This window comes from Paenibacillus sp. RC334, assembly GCF_030034735.1.
GTDB classification, from domain to species: domain Bacteria; phylum Bacillota; class Bacilli; order Paenibacillales; family Paenibacillaceae; genus Paenibacillus; species Paenibacillus terrae_A.
On sequence record NZ_CP125370.1, the window covers coordinates 5,880,744 to 5,901,662 of the forward strand.

Below are 20,919 nucleotides of genomic sequence, written 5' to 3' on the forward strand. Positions count from 1 at the left end.
AATCGTTTCCTGCAACGGAAACATTCAAATATGAAGCGTAAGCTTCAAAACTCAGGTTTAGGCCTGTTACTCACTCGTTGCTCAGTTTTGAGAGCTCAAACTCTCAATATACTGCATGAATATCATCCACTCGGTTGAGTTGGACCGATATTCACACAGGCTACAGTTTCGATGAAACTGTATTGCACCTTGAAAACTGGATACCGAAACGAAATTGCGTTTTAGAATATTCCTTTACTCTGATCTTGTGTAAACAAGTGAAATAAAGGTAGCAGGTAAGGAAAGATATTTTGCCTTTGGTAAACATCATTCTTTATCGAACATCGATATTTTCTTTCTTTGAAAGAAAAATCTAGGTTAAGCTACAAAGAGCACACGGAGGATGCCTAGGCGCCAGGAGCCGACGAAGGACGTGGCGAACAACGATAAAGCCTCGGGGAGCTGTAAGCAAGCTTTGATCCGGGGATGTCCGAATGGGGAAACCCGGCTGTCTTCATCGACAGTCACTTTCTGCTGAATACATAGGCAGAACAGAGGCATACCAGGGGAACTGAAACATCTAAGTACCCTGAGGAAGAGAAAACAATAGTGATTCCGTCAGTAGCGGCGAGCGAACGCGGATTAGCCCAAACCAAGGAGCTTGCTCCTTGGGGTTGTGGGACGTCTCACATGGAGTTACAAAGGAACCGGTTAGATGAAGAGGTCTGGAAAGACCCGCCAGAGAAGGTAAAAGCCCTGTAGTTCAAAACCCGTTCCCTCCGAGACGGATCCCGAGTAGTGCGGGGCACGTGAAACCCCGTATGAATCCGGCAGGACCATCTGCCAAGGCTAAATACTCCCTGGCGACCGATAGTGAAGCAGTACCGTGAGGGAAAGGTGAAAAGCACCCCGGAAGGGGAGTGAAATAGATCCTGAAACCGTGTGCTTACAAGAAGTCAGAGCCCTATTGATGGGTGATGGCGTGCCTTTTGTAGAATGAACCGGCGAGTTACGTTCCCGTGCAAGGTTAAGGTGAAGAGCTGAAGCCGCAGCGAAAGCGAGTCTGAATAGGGCGAGTTAGTACGTGGACGTAGACCCGAAACCGGGTGATCTACCCCTGTCCAGGGTGAAGGTGCGGTAACACGCACTGGAGGCCCGAACCCACGCATGTTGAAAAATGCGGGGATGAGGTGGGGGTAGCGGAGAAATTCCAATCGAACCCGGAGATAGCTGGTTCTCCCCGAAATAGCTTTAGGGCTAGCCTCGGAATAAGAGTCGTGGAGGTAGAGCACTGATTGGGTGCGGGGCCCGCAAGGGTTACCAAGCTCAGTCAAACTCCGAATGCCATAGACTTGGTTCCGGGAGTCAGACAGTGAGTGCTAAGATCCATTGTCGAAAGGGAAACAGCCCAGACCATCAGCTAAGGTCCCCAAGTGTGTGTTAAGTGGGAAAGGATGTGGAGTTGCACAGACAACCAGGATGTTGGCTTAGAAGCAGCCACCATTGAAAGAGTGCGTAATAGCTCACTGGTCGAGTGACTCTGCGCCGAAAATGTAACGGGGCTAAACACGCCACCGAAGCTATGGCTTGATATTTAGGTATCAGGGGTAGGGGAGCGTTGAATGCGGGTTGAAGGTGTACCGTAAGGAGCGCTGGACTGCATTCAAGTGAGAATGCCGGTATGAGTAACGAAAAGATCTGTGAGAATCAGATCCGCCGAAAGCCTAAGGGTTCCTGAGGAAGGTTCGTCCGCTCAGGGTAAGTCGGGACCTAAGGCGAGGCCGATAGGCGTAGTCGAAGGACAACAGGTCGAAATTCCTGTACCACCGTAATCCGTTATGAGCGATGGGGTGACGCAGTAGGGTAGTGACGCGGACTGATGGATGTCCGTCTAAGCAGTGAGGCTGGTGTGTAGGCAAATCCGCACATCGTAAGGCTGGGCTGTGATGGGGAGCGAAAATTACAGTAGCGAAGGTCATGATCTCAGACTGCCAAGAAAAGCCTCTAGCCAGGAGAAGGTGCCCGTACCGCAAACCGACACAGGTAGGCGAGAAGAGAATTCTAAGGCGCGCGGAAGAACTCTCGTTAAGGAACTCGGCAAAATGACCCCGTAACTTCGGGAGAAGGGGTGCCTCGGTAGGGTGAATAGCCCGAGGGGGCCGCAGTGAAAAGGCCCAAGCGACTGTTTAGCAAAAACACAGGTCTGTGCGAAGCCGCAAGGCGAAGTATACGGGCTGACGCCTGCCCGGTGCTGGAAGGTTAAGGGGAGTGGTAAGTCCTTTGGGGCGAAGCTATGAACCGAAGCCCCAGTAAACGGCGGCCGTAACTATAACGGTCCTAAGGTAGCGAAATTCCTTGTCAGGTAAATTCTGACCCGCACGAATGGCGTAACGACTTGGGCGCTGTCTCAACGAGAGATCCGGTGAAATTTTAATACCTGTGAAGATGCAGGTTACCCGCGACAAGACGGAAAGACCCCATGGAGCTTTACTGCAGCTTGATATTGAATTTGGGTACGATCTGTACAGGATAGGTGGGAGCCTAAGAGACTTGAGCGCCAGCTTGAGAGGAGGCATCCTTGGGATACCACCCTGATCGTATCTAGGTTCTAACTTGGTACCGTGATCCGGTACGAGGACAGTGTCAGGTGGGCAGTTTGACTGGGGCGGTCGCCTCCTAAAGAGTAACGGAGGCGCCCCAAGGTTCCCTCAGAATGGTTGGAAATCATTCGAAGAGTGCAAAGGCAGAAGGGAGCTTGACTGCGAGACCTACAAGTCGAGCAGGGACGAAAGTCGGGCTTAGTGATCCGGTGGTACCGCATGGAAGGGCCATCGCTCAACGGATAAAAGCTACCCTGGGGATAACAGGCTTATCTCCCCCAAGAGTCCACATCGACGGGGAGGTTTGGCACCTCGATGTCGGCTCATCGCATCCTGGGGCTGAAGTAGGTCCCAAGGGTTGGGCTGTTCGCCCATTAAAGCGGTACGCGAGCTGGGTTCAGAACGTCGTGAGACAGTTCGGTCCCTATCTGTCGTGGGCGTAGGAAATTTGAGAGGAGCTGTCCTTAGTACGAGAGGACCGGGATGGACGTACCGCTGGTGTACCAGTTGTTCCGCCAGGAGCACCGCTGGGTAGCTATGTACGGAAGGGATAAGCGCTGAAAGCATCTAAGCGTGAAGCCCCCCTCAAGATGAGATTTCCCAAATAGTAAGACCCCTTGAAGACGACGAGGTAGATAGGTTGGGGGTGGAAGTGCAGTAATGCATGGAGCTGACCAATACTAATCGGTCGAGGGCTTATCCTAAGTATAAGACGCAATGGAGTTTCGGATCCAGTTTTCAGGGTGTAACACCTTGAAGGTATGTAGAAGATACATACGATAAGCGCATGGCTATTCATTTACACGATTAGTGATGAACTGAATATCCATACGGAAGAATTTGTTTTACAAATTCATGTTTGGTGGCGATAGCGGAGGGGTTCCACACGTACCCATCCCGAACACGACCGTTAAGCCCTCCAGCGCCGATGGTACTTGGACCGCAGGGTCCTGGGAGAGTAGGACGTCGCCAAGCAAAAGAAAGAAGGACCATGATCTCCTTGAGATTGTGGTTCTTTTTTTGCGTACGTATATTTTAGAAATGCTCTTACAAAAGGAAGGTAACATTTTTGTTACGGAATGTTATTGGAAACCCGGTATAATATAGGTACTGAATCCCATATACACACGCTGCGTTCTTGCAGAATTATGCAAATTCTTGAATTGGGTTTGTATAGTGAATCAAGCTGGTAAGGAGGGAAGATCATGCGGCGAAATAAATGGCTTGCTCTATTGGTGCTATTCAGTGTCGCTGTCGCGATCCTTACCGGGTGCGGGACAGAGGAGCCTTCTTGGACATCGTTTGAGGGTGCAGCGAACGAAAAAACGTTTCCTGTCCCTAAAGAAGCGAGTAAAACTGATCGGGCTAGCAGTAACTCAGACATGGACTATGTACGCTATGCATTACCGGCTTTGAAGGAAAGTGATAGCTTGCCTGCTCCCTATCTGGAGGAAATTGCAGCCTGGGGCTGGACGGAAGAACCGAATCTATCAACTTTTAATCAAAAAGTATTCCTGAAAAATAAACTTATGGTGCACTTGTCTGTGCATGATGGTTCTTTTACTGTATTGGTCCCGAAGGATGGTAAAGCTGCTGCGAAAAGCAAAAGTGTAGATCTTAATTAGTAATTCGCGGTTCTCGACCTGGATACAGGGGGCTACGGACATAGGGCTGCTTTAGGTAAGTCACAAGCGACCTCGAATGTAGCAGATAAGATGCTGTGTATAATGAACGATAAAGCTGGATATAAGGAAGCACTCAAAACTGCTGTTAAGTAGATGGGGCTTCCTTTTTTATATTGATTGGTATATTAGAGTGTTAAAGATGGTAGTGTGGAATGGTGAGGGAAATAAAAAGGAACAACCTTATAGGGCTGCTCCTTTTTTAATATGCGGTTCTAGCTCATCGGAGATATGCCAGATCAGGTATAAGCTTCTATCTGATAGATGAATGGCTAGTCTACTGCTGATAATATGAGGCATCTTCATCGGTGAACTTCAACATGCCATCTTTCCTTTCGCCTGTAAGACGGCTCAGGATGTATAGGCGCGGTGCAATAAGCCACAGATGCCAAAAGAGCAAGGATACAGTAAAGGCTGGCGGAGACCAGAGAATGAATACAGCGGACAAGCAGATGCCGATCCATAGCGTATGTATATGCACACGGCGAAAGAGGCCGTAGCCTATGTACTGGTCTGTCATATAACCCAGCCAAGGCAGCTTGCGGTGAAATGCCCAGCGCTTGCGGAAGGATGTTTTGCTTATGAACAGTACAGATCGGGAGATCACGAAGTGTACCCATAAGGTCAGGAAGAAAGCTAGAGCAAACAAAAACAGGCTAGTCCATGAAAAGGCAAGAAGCAGGAAAAGAAGCATAATAACAGGCAACGAGATGTGACTCCATATCAGCTGACGCGGAATACTGATTTTTTTAATGAGCTTGTAGTGATAGTAGGTAGCTTTGGTTCCGGTTTCCTCTGTCATGCAAACAGTCCTTTCATTAATCTACTGCATCACAAATGGCTTCTCGACCGCCCACAGCCGGAAAAAGGGACGGTGCTGCGCTCATGCGGCTCTGACAAGCACTAAATTGCTTGGGTAAGGCTATAGAATGATCGGCTTCTAGTGTGAGCCAACCTATTCTATAATTACAGGGAAAAGCTATTACGAATGAAGTATGAAACGGCTCCAATGAAAGGGTATCCATATGTAGGAGCTTTTCTTATTATATCGGCATAGAAGGCTGTTTTTTAAACATGTCGGTACAAACACCATAAGGGCTCACGTGGAATATATATAGAGTATATCGTCGAGCTGGGCTATGAAAAGGTTTAAAATAGTAGAAAGTGCCCCATACTAATAGTAAAAGAAACAAGGGTGGGATGGATATGCATGATCAAGGCGGCCACCGCTGCATTATATGCGGACAACACAAGCATGAAGGCATCTATATCGTTTCCGAGTTTATCTGCGATGCGTGTGAAGCTGAAATGGTACGCACGGATGCGACAGACGCCAAATATCATTTTTTTATTGATCAACTAAAGCAAATTTGGGTACAGAAAAATGCATAATATCCTTTGTCAGCAAGTCTTTAAAGGGTTAGTATTCCAAGGCCTGTCGGTACGGGCTTTTTTTTCTGTGAGTAAAAGTAGGATTCCGCTTGATTTTACGATAAAATAGGGAAGATATAAAGCTTTGTTTCGGAAGGATTGCAGAATGATGGGGAAAAAGGCTTCACACGCACCATTAATGGAAGCTCTATTACGTTACCGGGCTCAAAGCAATGCTTCTTATCATGTGCCTGGCCACAAAAATGGACAAGTATATGAAAATGAAGATATTGCATCTCTCTTGAAAGAAGTAATGTCTATTGATGCGACCGAAATTACCGGACTGGACGATTTGCATCACCCTGAGGATGTGATCCGTGAGGGTCAGGAGCTGGCGGCGATGTGCTTTGGTGCAGAGGAAAGCTTTTGGCTGATTGGAGGAAGTACAGTCGGTAATTTGGCAATGATTTTGACCGTGTGTACGGAACCAGGGGATTTACTGCTAGTACAGAGAAATGTACACAAGTCAGTCCTGAATGGTCTTATGCTGTCCGGGGCAGCTGCGGTGTTCTTGGAGCCGGAAATAGATACGACCAGCGGGCTTGCGGTAGCTCCGTCGCCGGATACGATACAGACCGCATTAAAAGCCTATCCTTCCGCCAAAGGCGTACTGCTTACGATGCCTAACTACTACGGGATGGGACATGACCTGACAGCGACGGCCAAGGCTTGTCATGCGGCCCATGTGCCTCTGTTGGTGGATGAGGCGCATGGTGCCCATTACGGGCTTCATCCCCGTTTGCCGGCTTCTGCTTTGTCCTGTGGGGCTGATGTGGTCGTCCAGTCAACACATAAGATGCTACCAGCCATGACTATGGGGGCCATGCTACACGTGCAGGGAGGACGGATCAATCGGGAGCTACTTCGTCAGCGGCTGGCAATGGTACAAAGCTCCAGCCCTTCGTACCCGCTCATGGCTTCGCTTGATTTGGCAAGGCGGCATATTGCGGTTCATGGGGCGAATGCTTTTACGGAAGGCTTGGCGGCAGCAGATACTTTTAGAAAAGCTCTGAAGCAGCTTCCACGCTTTCGTCTCGTAGAGCCTATTCAGCAAGCGCCTCAGGGGAATGAAGCCCAAGGGGGCATTACAGAGCGCTTGGAGAGGGATGGGGAGAACGCGGGCGGATATTCGACCCATGACCCTTTTAAAATGGTGCTGTACGATGCATTTGGTGTACTGGATGGCTTTGGCTTAAAGCATGGGTTGGAAGCGTATGGCTGTATTCCGGAGATGAGTGACGAAAAACATGTTGTTTTATTGTTTACGTTAGGCTCCACGATTAAAGATGCTAATCACCTGTTGCAGGCTCTTGTGCATATAAATGATGATATACGGTTTAAGGAGACGGCTGGTGGGCCGGGTTCTATGCAGAAGGAGCAACGCGGACCAGATTTAGATTTTTCCACGTGGAACAATGATGGTGCGATGGTTTATTCTAGTCCGGTGCAGTTTGGGCTTCAACCGGTTAAACCGGATCAGATGGAGGTAGTAGCTGTTGAGGACTCTGCGGGCAGGGTGGCTGCGGAAATGATTATCCCGTATCCTCCAGGTATTCCACTGTTATACGCAGGAGAAACAATCACGGAATCAATAGCTAAACGAATGAGACGTCTCCGTGAGCTGGGAGCCAAATGGCAAGGGGCAGCAGATGATAGGTTGTTTACAATTCGGGTATTCCGTTTAAAATAAAGATTAGATGTTGGAGACTTAACCAATAAAGAAGACTGAATAAAAGAAGCATACGAGCCTGTAGGTGACTCTTATTTTTCAGGCTGGAAAGCAGGGAATGGCATGAATCGCAAAGGAATTTTTATTACGCTGGAGGGGGGAGACGGCTCCGGTAAAACAACGATGATCCAACGGCTGGCCAAGTTTATGGAGGAAGAAGGCTATCCAGTTATTACGACGAGAGAACCGGGTGGTATCGAAATTTCGGAAAAGATCCGCTCTATCATTTTGGACCCTGCCCATACAAGTATGGATGCCCGGACAGAAGCGCTTCTATATGCGGCAGCCCGGCGTCAGCATCTGGTTGAGAAGGTAAAGCCAGCTATTGAAAAGGGAGCTATCGTATTATGTGATCGTTTTGTGGATAGCAGCTTGGTCTATCAAGGGTTTGCGAGAGGGATCGGGATGGAGGAAGTGGCTTCGATTAATCGTTTTGCGGTGGATGATTGGGAGCCGGATGCTACATTTTATCTGGATATCGAACCTGAATTGGGATTGGCCAGAATTCATGCGTCCCGTGGAGAGGGAATGGATCGCCTCGATATGGAGAGTATATCTTTTCACCATAAAGTACGAGAGGCGTACCTGGAGCTGGCCCGCAAATTTCCGGAGCGAATTACGATTGTGGATGCATCTCCCGCAACGGAGCAGGTAGAGCAAGTATTGAAGGATTTGCTGAAAAAGCGATTTATTCAAAACTTTAGCATGTAATTGTCGATGGATATACGGTAAAATTGAACTAGGGACTAGCTTGTTCCTAATATGGCTTGAAGGAGGAATACAGGGTGAAGCTGATTATTGCGATTGTGCAGGATAAGGATAGTAACAGATTATCCAGCGGACTGGTGAAAGCTAATTTCCGTGCTACCAAATTGGCGAGTACAGGCGGATTTTTGCGAGCAGGGAATACGACATTTATGATCGGTGTCGATGACAATCAGGTGGACTCGTTGATGAATGTCATTCGCAGCAGTTGCAAGGTACGTGAACAGCTAGTCACACCCGTTACCCCTATGAGCGGTACGACTGACTCCTATCTGCCTTTGCCTGTTGAAGTACAGGTGGGCGGAGCGACGGTGTTCGTGATGCCTGTAGACCGTTTTGAGCACTTCTGAATCTACACAAAAGGACCTATTCTGCCGATATGATAGGGGAATTACTTGTTTCTTGCCCGTATCATGGGAATAAGGAACAGATCCACTATAACGGTAGCGCCAAGGCGCAGTCCCTGGAAAGCCGCTATGTTCCCCCAGTTCTATGTTGAGCTGTTCATTAAAAGGGATAAGCGGAAGTATTCGGGGGGAAAGCAGGTTTATATGAAAATAAATCCGGGCTATCGCCCTTTACAGAGTACGTTGTCTACAAATGAAATGAATACGAAGCCGATCCAGCCCAAGAGCTTTTCCGATGTTATGCAGCAAAATGGGGAGCGGGCTTCGCATGAGGAACTGAACCGTCGCTTCAAAGAAATTCAGATGCAGGGAGACCGTCTGGCACGCTCGATGACGATTCGTGAGCTGAAGGCTTATAAGATGCTGGTTAAACGGTTCCTGGAGGATACGGTTCGGCGCGGTGTGTCTATGAAGGACACAAAGGGCTGGATCGCCGGGGACGCAGCAAGCGGTATAAGCTGATTGATGAAGTAGATGAGCTGTTGCTCAAGATGGCAGATGATCTGCTCGAAACCGAGCAAGGCAAAATTGAGCTTTTGCAAGGAGTCGGTGAAATTAGAGGGCTGCTTATTAATTTCTCGTTTTAAATGTAGACTTCTGCCATAAACGAATACAAAAGGGCTGTCGCCACGAAGGAATAATCTGCTTGCTGCTGATGCTGGCAGATTATTTTTGACTATATTCATGTAGGTAACGGTTGGGAATATGGAAAAATAGCAGCAGAATAGGTGAGGAAATATGTCTTTCCAAAAGATAATGGGTCAGGATATAGCTAAAAAAATGCTGCAAAGCGCACTTCGGAATGAGGCGGTCAACCATGCCTATGTATTTAGCGGGCCGCCGGGAAGCGGACAGATGAAGATGGCGCAGACCTTTGCCAAAGCATTATTTTGTGAGCGAATGACGGATGATGCATGTGGCGAATGTCTGTCCTGTCGTAAGGTAGAGCATGGCAATCACCCGGATCTGTTTATCGTAGAGCCGGATGGAGCTACGATTAAAATTGACCAGATTCGCGGACTTCAGCGCATATTCTCTTACAAATCGGAAAGCTCCAAACCGAAGGTATATATTATCCAGCAGGCGGATACCATGACAGTGCAAGCTGCAAACAGCCTGCTTAAGTTTCTGGAGGAGCCTCAGGTTCCAGTGGTGGGTATACTCATTTCGGAAAATGGACAGGCATTGCTGCCTACGATCCAATCACGGACGCAGCAGGTCCCTTTTCATGCTTTGCAGCCTGAAGTGATGATGCAGGCCTTAATCGGGGAAGGATATACGGCAGGACTTGTCCGGTCGGCGGTTCACATTGCCTCGGGACTGGAATCATGTAGAGAAATTCTCCAGCAGAATTGGTTTGCAGAAATTAGAAACGTAGTGTTACAATTAGTGAAGGAGTCCATGAGCCGGGGAAGTTCGTCCATTATTCTCGCTCAACAGAAGATTTTTAAAACTGGACTTTCTGAACACCTGGATATTCTGTTTCATCTGTTTCATTTGTGGTTCAAGGATATGCTTCATTTCCGTTACGGAAGGCACGAAAGCATTGTTTTCATAGATCATTTGGAGTCCGTCTCCAAATTGGCAATCACCCGCAGCACGGAACAATGGGTCTCTTATATGGATTTGGCCGCGAATTGCAGGAAGAAGCTCCGTTTTCACGTCAATGGTCAATTGTGTGTAGAGCAGCTTCTGATTGGGTTGTCCGATACAAGCGGTTCCATCACCGGCTAACAGGAAGGCGCGCTTGTTCCACTCTGCACAATCCGCGACGCCAGGTTCCCGGTTTGTGCGACAGTGAGACTTCAATTGCGGCCATTCGTAACATGTCGGCTTCAAATGAGGTTTAGTGGCATACAAGGGGGTTAATTTTTGTATAGTGTAGTGGGTGTCCGTTTCAAGAAGGCGGGCAAGACTTATTATTTTGATCCGCTGGACCTTCCGGTGGAGAAAGAAAACTGCGTTATTGTAGAAACCGCACGCGGTATTGAATATGGCAAGGTTGTGGTGGGCAAAAAAGAAGTAAATGATTCGGACGTTGTCCTGCCCTTAAAGAAAGTCATCCGTATTGCCGGAGATGATGACGCTCTTGTTGTAGAAGAGAATAAACTGGCGGCCAAGGATGCATTCGGTACGTGTTTAAATAAAATCAAAGACCATGGCCTAAAAATGAAGCTGGTAGACGTGGAATTTACATTTGACCGCAATAAGATCATTTTTTATTTTACGGCAGAGGGCCGCGTGGATTTTCGGGAGCTTGTAAAGGATTTAGCCAGTATTTTTCGTACACGGATTGAGCTGCGGCAGATCGGAGTACGGGATGAGGCTAAAATGCTGGGCGGGATCGGTCCTTGCGGACGTATTCTGTGTTGCTCTTCGTGGCTGGGAGATTTTGAACCGGTATCCATTAAGATGGCGAAGGATCAGAGCTTGTCGCTGAATCCGACGAAGATTTCCGGGTTGTGTGGAAGATTGATGTGCTGTCTCAAGTTCGAACATGATAACTACGAGAGCATGAAGGAAGAATTGCCGCAGGTTGGCAAGATGGTCGTCACCTCTCTCGGAGAAGGCAAAGTCGTAGGCGTAAATGCTGGACATCGCACAGTACATGTTCAACTATTTGAGATTAGCAAGGTCAAGGAACTTCCAATGGACGATGTAGTCGTCAAGTAAACCATTAGGTTGCTTCGGGGTGGAAACTTGGATAAATTAAATGTTTTTGCGCGTATTCACGAAATGGAAACCCAAATGGGACAGTTGCATAGCGATCTGGGTGAATTGAAACTGGCAGTAAAAGAGCTGCTGGAGGAAAATCAACGACTAACGATTGAAAACGAACAGGTGCGCAAGATGCTCAAACGTGAAACCTCCAGAGAAGAAAAGACGGCAAAAAGGCCGAAGCTTTCTCCTCCGATCGTCATTAAGGATGAAGAGGAAACGGGTGAGGTTGTGGGCGAAGGCCACGACAATCTGGCAAGGCTGTATCATGAAGGATTTCATATATGCAACGTGTATTACGGACATTTGCGAACGGAAGGCGATTGCCTTTTCTGTCTATCATTTTTGAATAAATAAAAACAAGCCGTAGGAGCAAGGTGCCTACGGCTTTTTTGTAAGGAAGTATGGATTCAGAACGATTTGGGGTAAAAAGATGGGAGAGCGCTATGTACGAAAATGAACAGAAGTCTGAACGAATTGACGATCTATTGTCACATAATCTGCGTATTATCCAAAGTGATGAGGTGTTCAGCTTCTCCATGGATGCGGTTTTGCTAGCACGGTTTGCTGGTATTCCACAGCGTGGAAAGATTTTGGATCTATGTACAGGTAATGGGGTTGTTCCCCTGCTGCTAACGACACGAACCAAAGCAGCTATCGAAGGAATTGAAATTCAACCGCGTTTAGCAGATATGGCTAGACGCAGCGTCAGCCTGAATGGACTGGAGGCAGCGATTCAGATTCGGGAAGGCGATCTACGTGAGTTGGTTCAAATCACGGGACATGGTGTATATGATGCAATTACGGTAAATCCCCCCTATATGCCGCTAAACGGTAGCGATATTAAGCTAAACCCTCATCAGGCGATTGCACGTCATGAGGTGCATTGTACGCTGGAAGAGGTCATTCAGGCGTGTACCCGGCTTGTCCGTAATGGTGGTAAAGTGTCGATGGTTCATCGTCCGCAGCGGCTAGGTGAGATTATAACACTGATGCGTGCCAACAGACTGGAGCCAAAACGGATTCGATTTGTCCACCCACGGGCTCATATGGAGGCGAATATGGTGCTCATCGAGGCGCTATGTGATGGTAAGCCGGAGGTTCGTCTGTTGCCGCCGCTCATTGTATATCAGGAGAATGGGAATTATACTCAGGAAATAAGGGATATCTATGGAGAAGTAAGCAAGGGGGATTTACAGTGAAGGCAGCGGTGCAAAAAAGTTTTATAACCGGCGGAGAAGAACGGGGCAAGCTGTATCTCGTTGCGACACCGATTGGTAATCTGGACGATATGACCTTTAGGGCGATTAACACCTTAAAATCGTGCAGTATTATAGCAGCAGAGGATACGCGGCAGACGCGCAAACTGCTCACACATTTTGATATCACGCCGGAAATGCTATTCAGCTATCATGAACATAATAAAGCTGCCAGTGGGCCTGAGCTGATACGTTATATAATAGAAGGAAAAAATTTGGCACTGGTTAGCGATGCAGGTCTGCCGGCCATTTCGGACCCGGGTTCGGATCTGGTCAAGCTGGCGCTGGAAGCGGAAATTAGCGTTATTCCCATCCCTGGGGCAAACGCAGCATTGTCAGCTTTGATTGCCTCCGGACTGGGTACCGAAAGATTTACATTTGCCGGATTCCCTCCACGGGAGAAAAAGGATCTCGAGAGGCTGCTACAGTCATTTCAGGTATCACATGGCACGATCCTGTTTTATGAATCCCCTCACCGTATTGTGCGGACGTTGACGGTATTGAAGGAAACACTGGGGGAACGCAGAGTGGTGCTTGCACGTGAGTTGACCAAGCTGCATGAGGAATGGATACGAGGAACGGCGGAGCAATGCCTTGCCAGACTGGAGGAGCATCCACCGCTTGGTGAATATTGTCTGGTAGTTGAAGGGAAAAACGAAGCAGAAGAGGAAGAGGAGCGACAGGCATGGTGGCAGTCCTTATCTTTGGAGGCCCACGTTGCGCATTATGAGACTGAAGGGCTGACACGCAAGGACGCTATGAAGCGTACAGCTACTGATCGCTCCATTTCCAAAAGGGATGTATATAACGCTCTTTTATGAAAACTTCCATAAACAAAAAAGGGCCTTCCGACGGTTGGGTTCAAACCGTGGAAGGCAACAAGGAGTATATATGAAAAAGGTTAGAATTAACAATCTCTTATAAGTCTATTATATACTAAAAATCTTAGTTTGTCACAGGTGTTGGAATTTCTGAGATGCAATCTTGGCAAACAATTTTTCCTTTGAAGTAAATTACGTTCTCGGCATTACCGCAGAAGATACAAGCAGGCTCGTATTTTTTGAGCATAATGCGTTCGCCATCAACATAAATTTCCAAAGCGTCTTTTTCGCCAATACCCAATGTGCGGCGCAATTCGATTGGAATAACAACACGTCCGAGCTCGTCAACTTTTCTTACAATACCAGTGGATTTCATCATAATAAATCAGGCTCCTCTCGCCTTTAAAATAATATAAGTGTCATGATTCGACAAAATATTCTCTTTTCTGATATTTACTATACCAACGATTCCCAAAACAGTCAACCTTAAATATTTGCTAACAGGTTAATTATGCAAAAGTATTTAGAATAAAGAGCATGATGCGTGTGTATTACCTTATTTTATTGATGATTTTAGCCATTTGTCGATTTGGAAATGTCGAAAAGCTATAATTCGACATATTACGACAAGCGATGTCGAATGAAGGAGATCGTTTAGGATTTTATTGTATCTTAATCCATTATTCAGAATATTAAAGGAGCTGATATCTTGCACCAGCCACTCAGTGAAGAAAAAGTTTTTAAGGACCCGGTACATAACTATATCCATGTTCAGGATACAGTGATATGGCGTTTGATCAATACTCCAGAGTTCCAACGCTTGCGCCGCATTCGGCAGTTGGGTACATCTTATCTTACTTTTCATGGAGCGGAGCATAGCCGTTTTTCGCATTCGCTAGGTGTGTACGAGATTACACGGCGTATTATTTCCCAATTTGAACGCGGCGAATTTTCGGATTGGCCGAAGGAAGAAGGTTTAGTCGCGCTGTGTGCGGCTTTGTTGCACGATGTGGGGCATGGCCCGTTTTCCCATTCTATAGAAGAAGCCTTTCATATGAACCACGAGGATTGGACATGCCGGATTGTATTGGGGAATACGGAGATTAACGCTGTGCTGAGGCAAGTCGATGAGGAGCTTCCGGCGAAGGTGGCTGCGGTCATTGCCAAAACGTATGACAAGCCAATTCTCGTTAACCTGATCACAAGCCCATTGGATGCGGACCGTATGGATTATTTGCTGCGGGATGCCCACTCGACGGGGGTCAATTATGGCACCATTGATCTGGATCGTATTTTACGGCTGCTGCGTCCTCATAATGGAAGAATTGTTGTGAAGGAGTCAGGTATGCATGCGGTAGAGGATTATCTGATGTCACGCTATCAGATGTATTGGCAAATTTATTTTCATCCTGTAACGCGCAGCTCGGAAATTTTATTGCGTAAGATTTTCAAGCGGGCGAAGGAGCTGTTTAGAAACGGATATGAGTTTAGTTTTCTGCTGGAACCGTTGCCGGATCTCTTTCGGGGGGAGCTTACGGTGGAACAATATTTGATGCTCGACGAGTCTTTGATTCAGACAGTATTCAGTCAGTGGAAACAGGAAAAGGACGAGATTTTAAGTGATTTGAGCGCCCGTTTTATGGATCGCAAGCTGTATAAATATGTAGAGATTGAAAATATGGATACAGATACCATTGACGACATTCGGACAGCGCTGAAGCAGGTTGGTTTGCATCCCGAATATGATCTGGAAATTGATTTTCCGACGGATCTTCCTTATGATGTGTTTCGGCAGGGTGGCTCGACGGACAACCAGATTTTACTGCTTGGACGTAAAGGAGAAGTGAGAGAAATTTCCGAAGTATCGGAAATTGTGCGCTCCATTAGCGGTATTCACCGGGGTAAATATCACATGTACTATCCCCAAAACAAATTGGATGGGGTAAAGGACAAGCTTCCTGCCGAAATAAGGAATTATTTTGTCAAACAATAGACAAATGTATGCCAATAAAAGTAAATAAGGGGACATGAATTTTGAATTTATTTGACACTCATACCCATCTGGATGCGCCGCAATTTGACGAAGATCGGGAAGAAGTTATAGCACGTGCTGTCGAAGCGGGAGTAACCCGCATGATTAATATCGGATTTAATCGTGAGACGATTCCATCCACGATGAAATTAGCTGAGACGTATGATTTTATTTATGCGGCGATTGGATGGCACCCACAGGATGCGATTACGATGCAGGAGGGAGATATGGAATGGATTGTATCGTTATGCAGTCATAAGAAAGTCGTGGCGATCGGGGAGATTGGTCTGGATTATTATTGGGACACATCACCGAAGGATGTACAGCATCGGGTGCTACGCAACCAGATTGGACTGGCTCGTGAGCTGAACATGCCAATTGTCATCCATAACCGGGATGCGCATGAAGATATTGTTAAGATTTTGCGTGAAGAAAAAGCGAGTGAGGTTGGCGGAGTCATGCATTCCTTTTCCGGAAGCTGGGAGACGGCTAAAATGGTGCTGGATATGGGCTTTCACCTCTCTTTTGGCGGGCCAATAACGTTCAAAAATGCCAAGCAGCCAAAGGAGGTACTCGCACAGGTGCCGCTGGACCGTCTGCTCATTGAAACGGACGCTCCCTACCTAACGCCTCATCCGTTCCGCGGGAAGCGAAATGAGTCCGCACACGTGGGACTGGTCGCAGAGGCGGCTGCCCAAATCAAGGGAATTACGGTGGAGGAATTAGTGTCAATAACGACCCAAAATGCCTTGGAACGATTTGACATTAAGTGAAAAAGTGAAGAAATCGATCAAAATAAAGAGATAGACGAAGCTAATCATGAATTTGTTGCAGGAAACTCAAGAATATTACAATATTTTAACCGAATATTTTGAAAAATGTACTTGAAACCTGCTTTACAACATGCATAGAAACAGGATATCATCTTTTCAGTGAATTGTTGTTTGAGTGTAAACATCAACAGCTCATTTCATGAACCAGTCTCGCTGAGTCCCTTTTACAGGGAACGGGGGAACCGATATGGCTTACAGTACGTCCGGCGTATGGCAAGAAGGGAGCGTCTCTTCCGCCAGCCGGCTCGACCGAAATCCTTTCCCGGATGGGATTGAACAGGTGGAGGGGCCGTATTTCGATTTCTTTCTGGGTCTTCGGGGTGAATGTGAAGGCGACCGCCATGAGCGGTTGACCCAAGCTAGGGCGTCTCTCTACGTCCGAACCCGACAGCTAACCCCGTAAGCGTAACAAGAGAGAAGCCATCTCGTGCATGATTTTTCCGCATATTCGCACATGCCGGAAGCCACGAAAGAGCTCTCTAGTCTCTTTCTCTGGCTTTTTTTGTTGTGAATAAAAGAAAATCTGTCATCATACTGTGATTAAACAGGGGAGGACAGCATGCCGCGAAGACGGGTACATGGTGCAGGACAGTCGCATTACGGGCTTGTCTTGTAGAAAATCTGTTATAGTCACGTCAATCTCAACTATGTCTTACTCCAGACGGCGGGCTATGTAAGGAGGACGGAGGAAATGGGCATTTTCCAAAAAGAGGAGACCCATGAGTCACGCTCATCCAGCATGTCTTACGTATTGCGTTGGAAGCAAGAAAATGTGCGCCAGGCTGCTTTGGTTGCTATTTTTCTAATCGCACTAACGATTATGATTTCAATTCTGGTGTACACTGAATCTAAAAAACAGGTTTTTTTTGTCATCGATGGTAAGGCATCTGCGGTAGAAACCCGACAATCCCAGCTCCAAGATTTGCTCAAAGAGCATTCTATTTCACTTCAGCCGCATGATACGGTTTCGATGCCGCTGAACGGAGCAGTACAGGATGGGGATCGCGTAGTCATCAAACGTGCCAATCAGGTCAAAGTATCCTTAGCCAATGAGACGAAAAAATTGTACACAACAGAAAATACAGTAGAGGGTGCCATTCGCACCTCGGGCTATAAATTATCGTCAAATGATAAAGTTTATCCTGCTCTGGATGCTTCTGTTTCGTCTAACATGGACATAAAAATCATCCGTGTGAAGAAACAGCAGGTCGAACAGAAGCAACAGGTACCTTATCAGGTCATCAAAACGGCCGATCCAAGTCTCTATAAAGGCGATAATCGGGTCATCCAAAGCGGTAAAACGGGTGTTGTGGTCCAGCATGTTCAAAAGGTATACCATGACGGAAAATTGGTATCCAAGCAGCTGGTAAACAAGGAAGTCGCGCAGAATCGTGTGGATAAGGTGATTGCGGTAGGAACGAAGAAAAAGCCGGTCGTTCTGGCTGCTTCCGTCGGTCCTGAAGATGCCGTTAAGGCAACACGGGTTAGTTCGGACAATGCTGTCCGTAAAGCAGGTGTGAATTTTAAATATAACAAAGTATTACAAAACGTCTCCATGACGGCGTATTCGTCACAGGAGCCAGGTATCGGTACACGTACCGCATCCGGCACGCGTGTCACGGAAGGACGCACCATCGCTGTCGATCCGAGTGTGATTCCAATCGGCTGGTGGGTGTATATTGAAGGGGTGGGCTTCCGCCGTGCGGAGGATACCGGTGGCGCAATTAAAGGCCACAAAATCGATGTGTATTATGAGAGTTTGAGTCAAGCCAATCAGTTTGGTCGGAAGCACGGTAAAACCGTATATGTGATTGGACCAGTGAAGCCTGAAATGAACTAAAAACGTGTTGTATATGTTTAGGGCAATGCGATAGTATTAACATCATAGTTATGCATGCTAAGAAGAGGATACCCTCTTCTTATTTTGTTTTCAAAAGCTGGGAAAGATGAATATAGCTGACTGTGTAGCAGTGGAGGGAAACGCAAATGATCAAGGAAGTGATCGTGGTAGAGGGTCGGGATGATACGGTGGCTATTCGCCGTGCTGTCGAAGCGGATACGATAGAAACGGGCGGCTCCGCCATTAATAAAATGACGCTGCGCAAAATTGCGCTGGCGCAGGAGCGGCGGGGTGTCATTATTTTGACCGATCCCGATCATGCAGGGGAGCGTATCCGCAAAATTATTGCCTCCAAGGTGCCCGGCTGCAAGCAGGCCTTTATACCAGAGGCAGAAGCGACGCGTAAAGGGGATATTGGCGTGGAGAATGCCTCGCCTGAAGCGATCAGACATGCTCTCGCACGGGTGCATACGACGGTGGAAGGGGCCGATCCGCTAATTGATTGGGCGGACCTGATTGACGCCGGACTTATCACCCACCCGAATGCTGCTGCACGACGTATGACTTTGGGTAATGTGCTGGGCATTGGTTACTGTAACGGTAAGCAGCTACATAAACGGCTCGCTGTGTTCCAGATCAGCCGTGAGGAATTTGCCGGTGCGCTGGCACAAATTGAAAGTGAAGGATTGTGATATCCGTATGACAGGGATTCAAGATATAGCAACACCACGGCGCACGAAGGAAATTATTCAGCGGCACGGGTTTTCGTTCAAAAAGAGTTTGGGACAAAATTTTCTGATTGATCAAAATATTCTGAACAAGATCGTGAATGCTGCGGGATTGGACGAAACGAAGGGCGCACTTGAGATCGGTCCGGGGATTGGCGCTTTGACTGAGAAGCTGGCGCAAACGGCCAAGGTAGTTACTGCTGTGGAAATTGACCAGCGGCTCCTGCCTATTCTCGAAGAGGTGCTGGCCCCTTATGAGCATGTGAAGGTACGCCATGGGGATGTGCTAAAGCTGGATTTGCGAGAGGTGTTCGCTTCCGATTTTGCCGGGGTTAGTAAAGTGAGCGTCGTCGCTAATCTGCCGTACTACGTCACTACACCGATTCTGATGAGGCTGCTGGAGGACAAGCTCCCTCTGGAGAATATCGTCGTCATGATCCAAAAGGAAGTGGCTGAGCGTATGGCTGCGTCTCCTGGGACGAAAGATTACGGCAGTTTGAGTATTGCAGTGCAATATTACAGCGAACCCGAATTGGTCTGCATCGTACCGAATACGGTATTTATTCCCCAGCCGAATGTAGAATCGGCGGTCATCCGTTTGCGTGTGCGGGAAGTGCCTCCGGTAGAGGTGGTGGACGAGCAGCATTTCTTCGAAGTCGTACATGCTTCATTTGCCCAACGTCGCAAGACCATTTCGAATAACCTGAAAAGCCGCTTCTTTACCAAAGAGAACAGGGACACGCTGGAGCCGCTGTTGCTTCAGGCAGGCATAGAGCCTTCCCGTCGGGGCGAGACGCTGAGTATCGAGGAATTTGCGCGTCTGAGCGCTGTGTTGCTGGAAGCCGGGATTTCCTGATCTGACGCAAGAGCTATCGCTTAGCAGCAGTCAGAGAGTCTCTGGTTGCGCTTTACACGGTTGTGGCTGGTTTGTATTAGCTCCTGAGCATGATAAGGAACCAAACTGTGCATTCACCCATACGATATGGGAGGGGTGATACAGTGTGATGATTTTAGGAGACTTGGTCGTTCGAAAATCGTATGGCGGAGATGTCACGTTTCGCGTTGAGGACATCCAGCGGGATAAAGCGATCATTAAAGGGACGGAATTTCGGCTGCTTGCCGATTCCCCTGTGAACGATCTGGTCAAGGTGCCTGCAGACCAGATTAGCGGGAAGACACGGCAGGCCCATATTAAGGCGGATGAGTCTCTCAATCTGTTGCAGCAGGCACGGCAGAAGCAAGCAGCCCGCAGTCAGGCGGCTTTGATCGGGGAGTGGAGTGATCCGGTGGAGTCGACGTATTTTGAAATGCCCGGCAAGGTACTTCATCTGGATGGGGACCCCGGCTATTTGAAAAAATGTCTCAGCTTATATGAGCAGCTTCGCGTTCCTGCAGAGGGACATCATGTTCACGAATCAGCTATGGCCGACACGTTGTATCGGCTGCTTCCCCGTATTCGCCCGGATATCGTAGTCATTACCGGACATGACGGGGTATTGAAGCAGCCGCAGCCTTATGATTTATATAGCCTGAAAAGCTATAAAAATTCGCAAAATTTTGTGGCGGCGATCCAGGTAGCGAGACAATATGAACGTCATCTGGATTCATTGACGATTGTGGCGGGAGCGTGTCAGTCCCATTTTGAAGCGCTGCTGCGTGCAGGAGCGAACTTTGCCAGCTCACCAGGGCGTATCCTGATTCACGCGCTGGACCCGGTATATGTGGCTGCCAAGGCTGCCTTTACGTCGATCCGTGATACAGTCAACATGGGCGACTTGTTTCATCAGACGATCAGTGGCAGCCGTGGAGTGGGTGGTATCGAAACCCGGGGAAGCTATCGTATCGGTCTGCCGAAGCTGGAAAATTTGTCGACTCTTAAAGTAACGCCTTCTGCAATCTAAGGTTTGAACCTGTTAAATAGGATTTATCTGGATAAAAAGCCTCTGGGCACAGGGGCTTTTTGGCATTTTTATACGCATTATTCCTGTTCGCAAAAAATTAAATTGACAACTTATTTTTCGGGTTGATATAATATTTAGCTTGATTTGACATTGTCTCTAAAATTCGTTATAATGGACAAGGAAAGAGGTGGTCG

The 20,919-nt window shown here is 47.6% G+C and carries 18 protein-coding genes, 2 rRNA genes, 1 pseudogene and 1 riboswitch; of the genes and pseudogenes, 19 read left to right on the forward strand and 2 right to left on the reverse strand.

Annotated features, from left to right (window positions below; all coding sequences use genetic code 11):
• The first annotated feature begins 355 nt into the window (after positions 1–355).
• The 3 genes from QMK20_RS26935 to QMK20_RS26945 all read left to right on the forward strand — a co-directional run bounded on the left by QMK20_RS26935 (position 356) and on the right by QMK20_RS26945 (position 4,204).
• Positions 356–3,283: ribosomal RNA gene (locus tag QMK20_RS26935) — 23S ribosomal RNA — on the forward strand.
• A gap of 154 nt (positions 3,284–3,437) precedes the next feature.
• Positions 3,438–3,554, forward strand: a 5S ribosomal RNA gene (gene rrf / locus QMK20_RS26940).
• A gap of 230 nt (positions 3,555–3,784) precedes the next feature.
• The gene (locus QMK20_RS26945) at positions 3,785–4,204 is read left to right on the forward strand and encodes a hypothetical protein (protein WP_283654036.1); all 420 of its coding nucleotides are present in this window, start codon (positions 3,785–3,787) and stop codon (positions 4,202–4,204) included.
• Between the two features lie 334 nt (positions 4,205–4,538).
• On the opposite strand, the gene QMK20_RS26950 is transcribed toward QMK20_RS26945, so the two are convergent.
• Positions 4,539–5,063 carry a hypothetical protein gene (locus QMK20_RS26950; RefSeq protein WP_283654037.1) on the reverse strand — a complete coding sequence of 175 codons (525 nt, stop codon included), beginning with the start codon at positions 5,061–5,063 and terminating at the stop codon, positions 4,539–4,541.
• Positions 5,064–5,467: 404 nt separating this feature from the next.
• Here QMK20_RS26950 and QMK20_RS26955 point away from each other — a divergent pair, with 404 nt between their 5' ends.
• The 10 genes and pseudogenes from QMK20_RS26955 (at position 5,468) to rsmI (ending at position 13,391) form a co-directional block, all read left to right on the forward strand.
• Positions 5,468–5,653, forward strand: a complete 186-nt coding sequence (locus QMK20_RS26955; protein WP_283654038.1) for a sigma factor G inhibitor Gin — start codon at positions 5,468–5,470, stop codon at positions 5,651–5,653.
• A 145-nt stretch (positions 5,654–5,798) separates the two neighbouring features.
• Complete coding sequence (locus QMK20_RS26960; protein ID WP_283654039.1) at positions 5,799–7,382, forward strand: aminotransferase class I/II-fold pyridoxal phosphate-dependent enzyme; 1,584 nt, start codon at positions 5,799–5,801, stop codon at positions 7,380–7,382.
• Between the two features lie 102 nt (positions 7,383–7,484).
• Positions 7,485–8,132 carry a dTMP kinase gene (gene tmk, locus QMK20_RS26965; protein WP_283654040.1) on the forward strand — a complete coding sequence of 216 codons (648 nt, stop codon included), beginning with the start codon at positions 7,485–7,487 and terminating at the stop codon, positions 8,130–8,132.
• Between the two features lie 74 nt (positions 8,133–8,206).
• The gene (locus QMK20_RS26970; RefSeq protein WP_007427998.1) at positions 8,207–8,536 is read left to right on the forward strand and encodes a cyclic di-AMP receptor DarA; all 330 of its coding nucleotides are present in this window, start codon (positions 8,207–8,209) and stop codon (positions 8,534–8,536) included.
• A gap of 201 nt (positions 8,537–8,737) precedes the next feature.
• Positions 8,738–9,180 (forward strand): annotated as a pseudogene (locus tag QMK20_RS26975) (YaaR family protein).
• A 151-nt stretch (positions 9,181–9,331) separates the two neighbouring features.
• Entirely contained in the window at positions 9,332–10,327 is a 996-nt protein-coding gene (gene holB / locus QMK20_RS26980; RefSeq protein ID WP_283654041.1) for a DNA polymerase III subunit delta', read from the forward strand.
• Between the two features lie 138 nt (positions 10,328–10,465).
• Positions 10,466–11,266 carry a PSP1 domain-containing protein gene (locus QMK20_RS26985; RefSeq protein WP_014279023.1) on the forward strand — a complete coding sequence of 267 codons (801 nt, stop codon included), beginning with the start codon at positions 10,466–10,468 and terminating at the stop codon, positions 11,264–11,266.
• A 27-nt stretch (positions 11,267–11,293) separates the two neighbouring features.
• Positions 11,294–11,668: a DNA replication initiation control protein YabA gene (gene yabA / locus QMK20_RS26990; protein ID WP_014279024.1), complete on the forward strand. Its 375-nt coding sequence runs from the start codon at positions 11,294–11,296 to the stop codon at positions 11,666–11,668.
• A gap of 89 nt (positions 11,669–11,757) precedes the next feature.
• On the forward strand, positions 11,758–12,513 hold the full coding sequence (locus tag QMK20_RS26995) for a tRNA1(Val) (adenine(37)-N6)-methyltransferase (protein WP_283654042.1): 756 nt from the start codon (positions 11,758–11,760) through the stop codon (positions 12,511–12,513).
• On the forward strand, positions 12,510–13,391 hold the full coding sequence (gene rsmI / locus QMK20_RS27000) for a 16S rRNA (cytidine(1402)-2'-O)-methyltransferase (RefSeq protein WP_283654043.1): 882 nt from the start codon (positions 12,510–12,512) through the stop codon (positions 13,389–13,391). The genes QMK20_RS26995 and rsmI overlap by 4 nt, the downstream gene beginning before the upstream one ends.
• A gap of 124 nt (positions 13,392–13,515) precedes the next feature.
• Here rsmI and QMK20_RS27005 read toward each other — a convergent pair whose 3' ends face one another.
• Positions 13,516–13,770 (reverse strand): AbrB/MazE/SpoVT family DNA-binding domain-containing protein, encoded by a 255-nt coding sequence (locus QMK20_RS27005; protein WP_007428005.1) that lies wholly within the window; start codon positions 13,768–13,770, stop codon positions 13,516–13,518.
• A gap of 330 nt (positions 13,771–14,100) precedes the next feature.
• Here QMK20_RS27005 and QMK20_RS27010 point away from each other — a divergent pair, with 330 nt between their 5' ends.
• From QMK20_RS27010 to yabG, 6 genes are all read left to right on the forward strand, one after another.
• Positions 14,101–15,384, forward strand: a complete 1,284-nt coding sequence (locus QMK20_RS27010; RefSeq protein WP_283654044.1) for an HD domain-containing protein — start codon at positions 14,101–14,103, stop codon at positions 15,382–15,384.
• Positions 15,385–15,425: 41 nt separating this feature from the next.
• Complete coding sequence (locus QMK20_RS27015) at positions 15,426–16,196, forward strand: TatD family hydrolase (protein ID WP_283654045.1); 771 nt, start codon at positions 15,426–15,428, stop codon at positions 16,194–16,196.
• Positions 16,197–16,397: 201 nt separating this feature from the next.
• Positions 16,398–16,678: riboswitch (cyclic di-AMP (ydaO/yuaA leader) on the forward strand.
• 269 nt (positions 16,679–16,947) lie between these two features.
• Entirely contained in the window at positions 16,948–18,096 is a 1,149-nt protein-coding gene (locus QMK20_RS27020; RefSeq protein ID WP_283654046.1) for a resuscitation-promoting factor, read from the forward strand.
• A gap of 146 nt (positions 18,097–18,242) precedes the next feature.
• Positions 18,243–18,788, forward strand: coding sequence for a ribonuclease M5 (rnmV, locus tag QMK20_RS27025; protein ID WP_283654047.1), 546 nt, complete (start codon positions 18,243–18,245; stop codon positions 18,786–18,788).
• 7 nt (positions 18,789–18,795) lie between these two features.
• Entirely contained in the window at positions 18,796–19,680 is an 885-nt protein-coding gene (gene rsmA, locus QMK20_RS27030; RefSeq protein ID WP_044646030.1) for a 16S rRNA (adenine(1518)-N(6)/adenine(1519)-N(6))-dimethyltransferase RsmA, read from the forward strand.
• 148 nt (positions 19,681–19,828) lie between these two features.
• On the forward strand, positions 19,829–20,725 hold the full coding sequence (yabG, locus tag QMK20_RS27035; protein ID WP_283656357.1) for a sporulation peptidase YabG: 897 nt from the start codon (positions 19,829–19,831) through the stop codon (positions 20,723–20,725).
• The last annotated feature ends 194 nt before the right edge of the window (positions 20,726–20,919 follow it).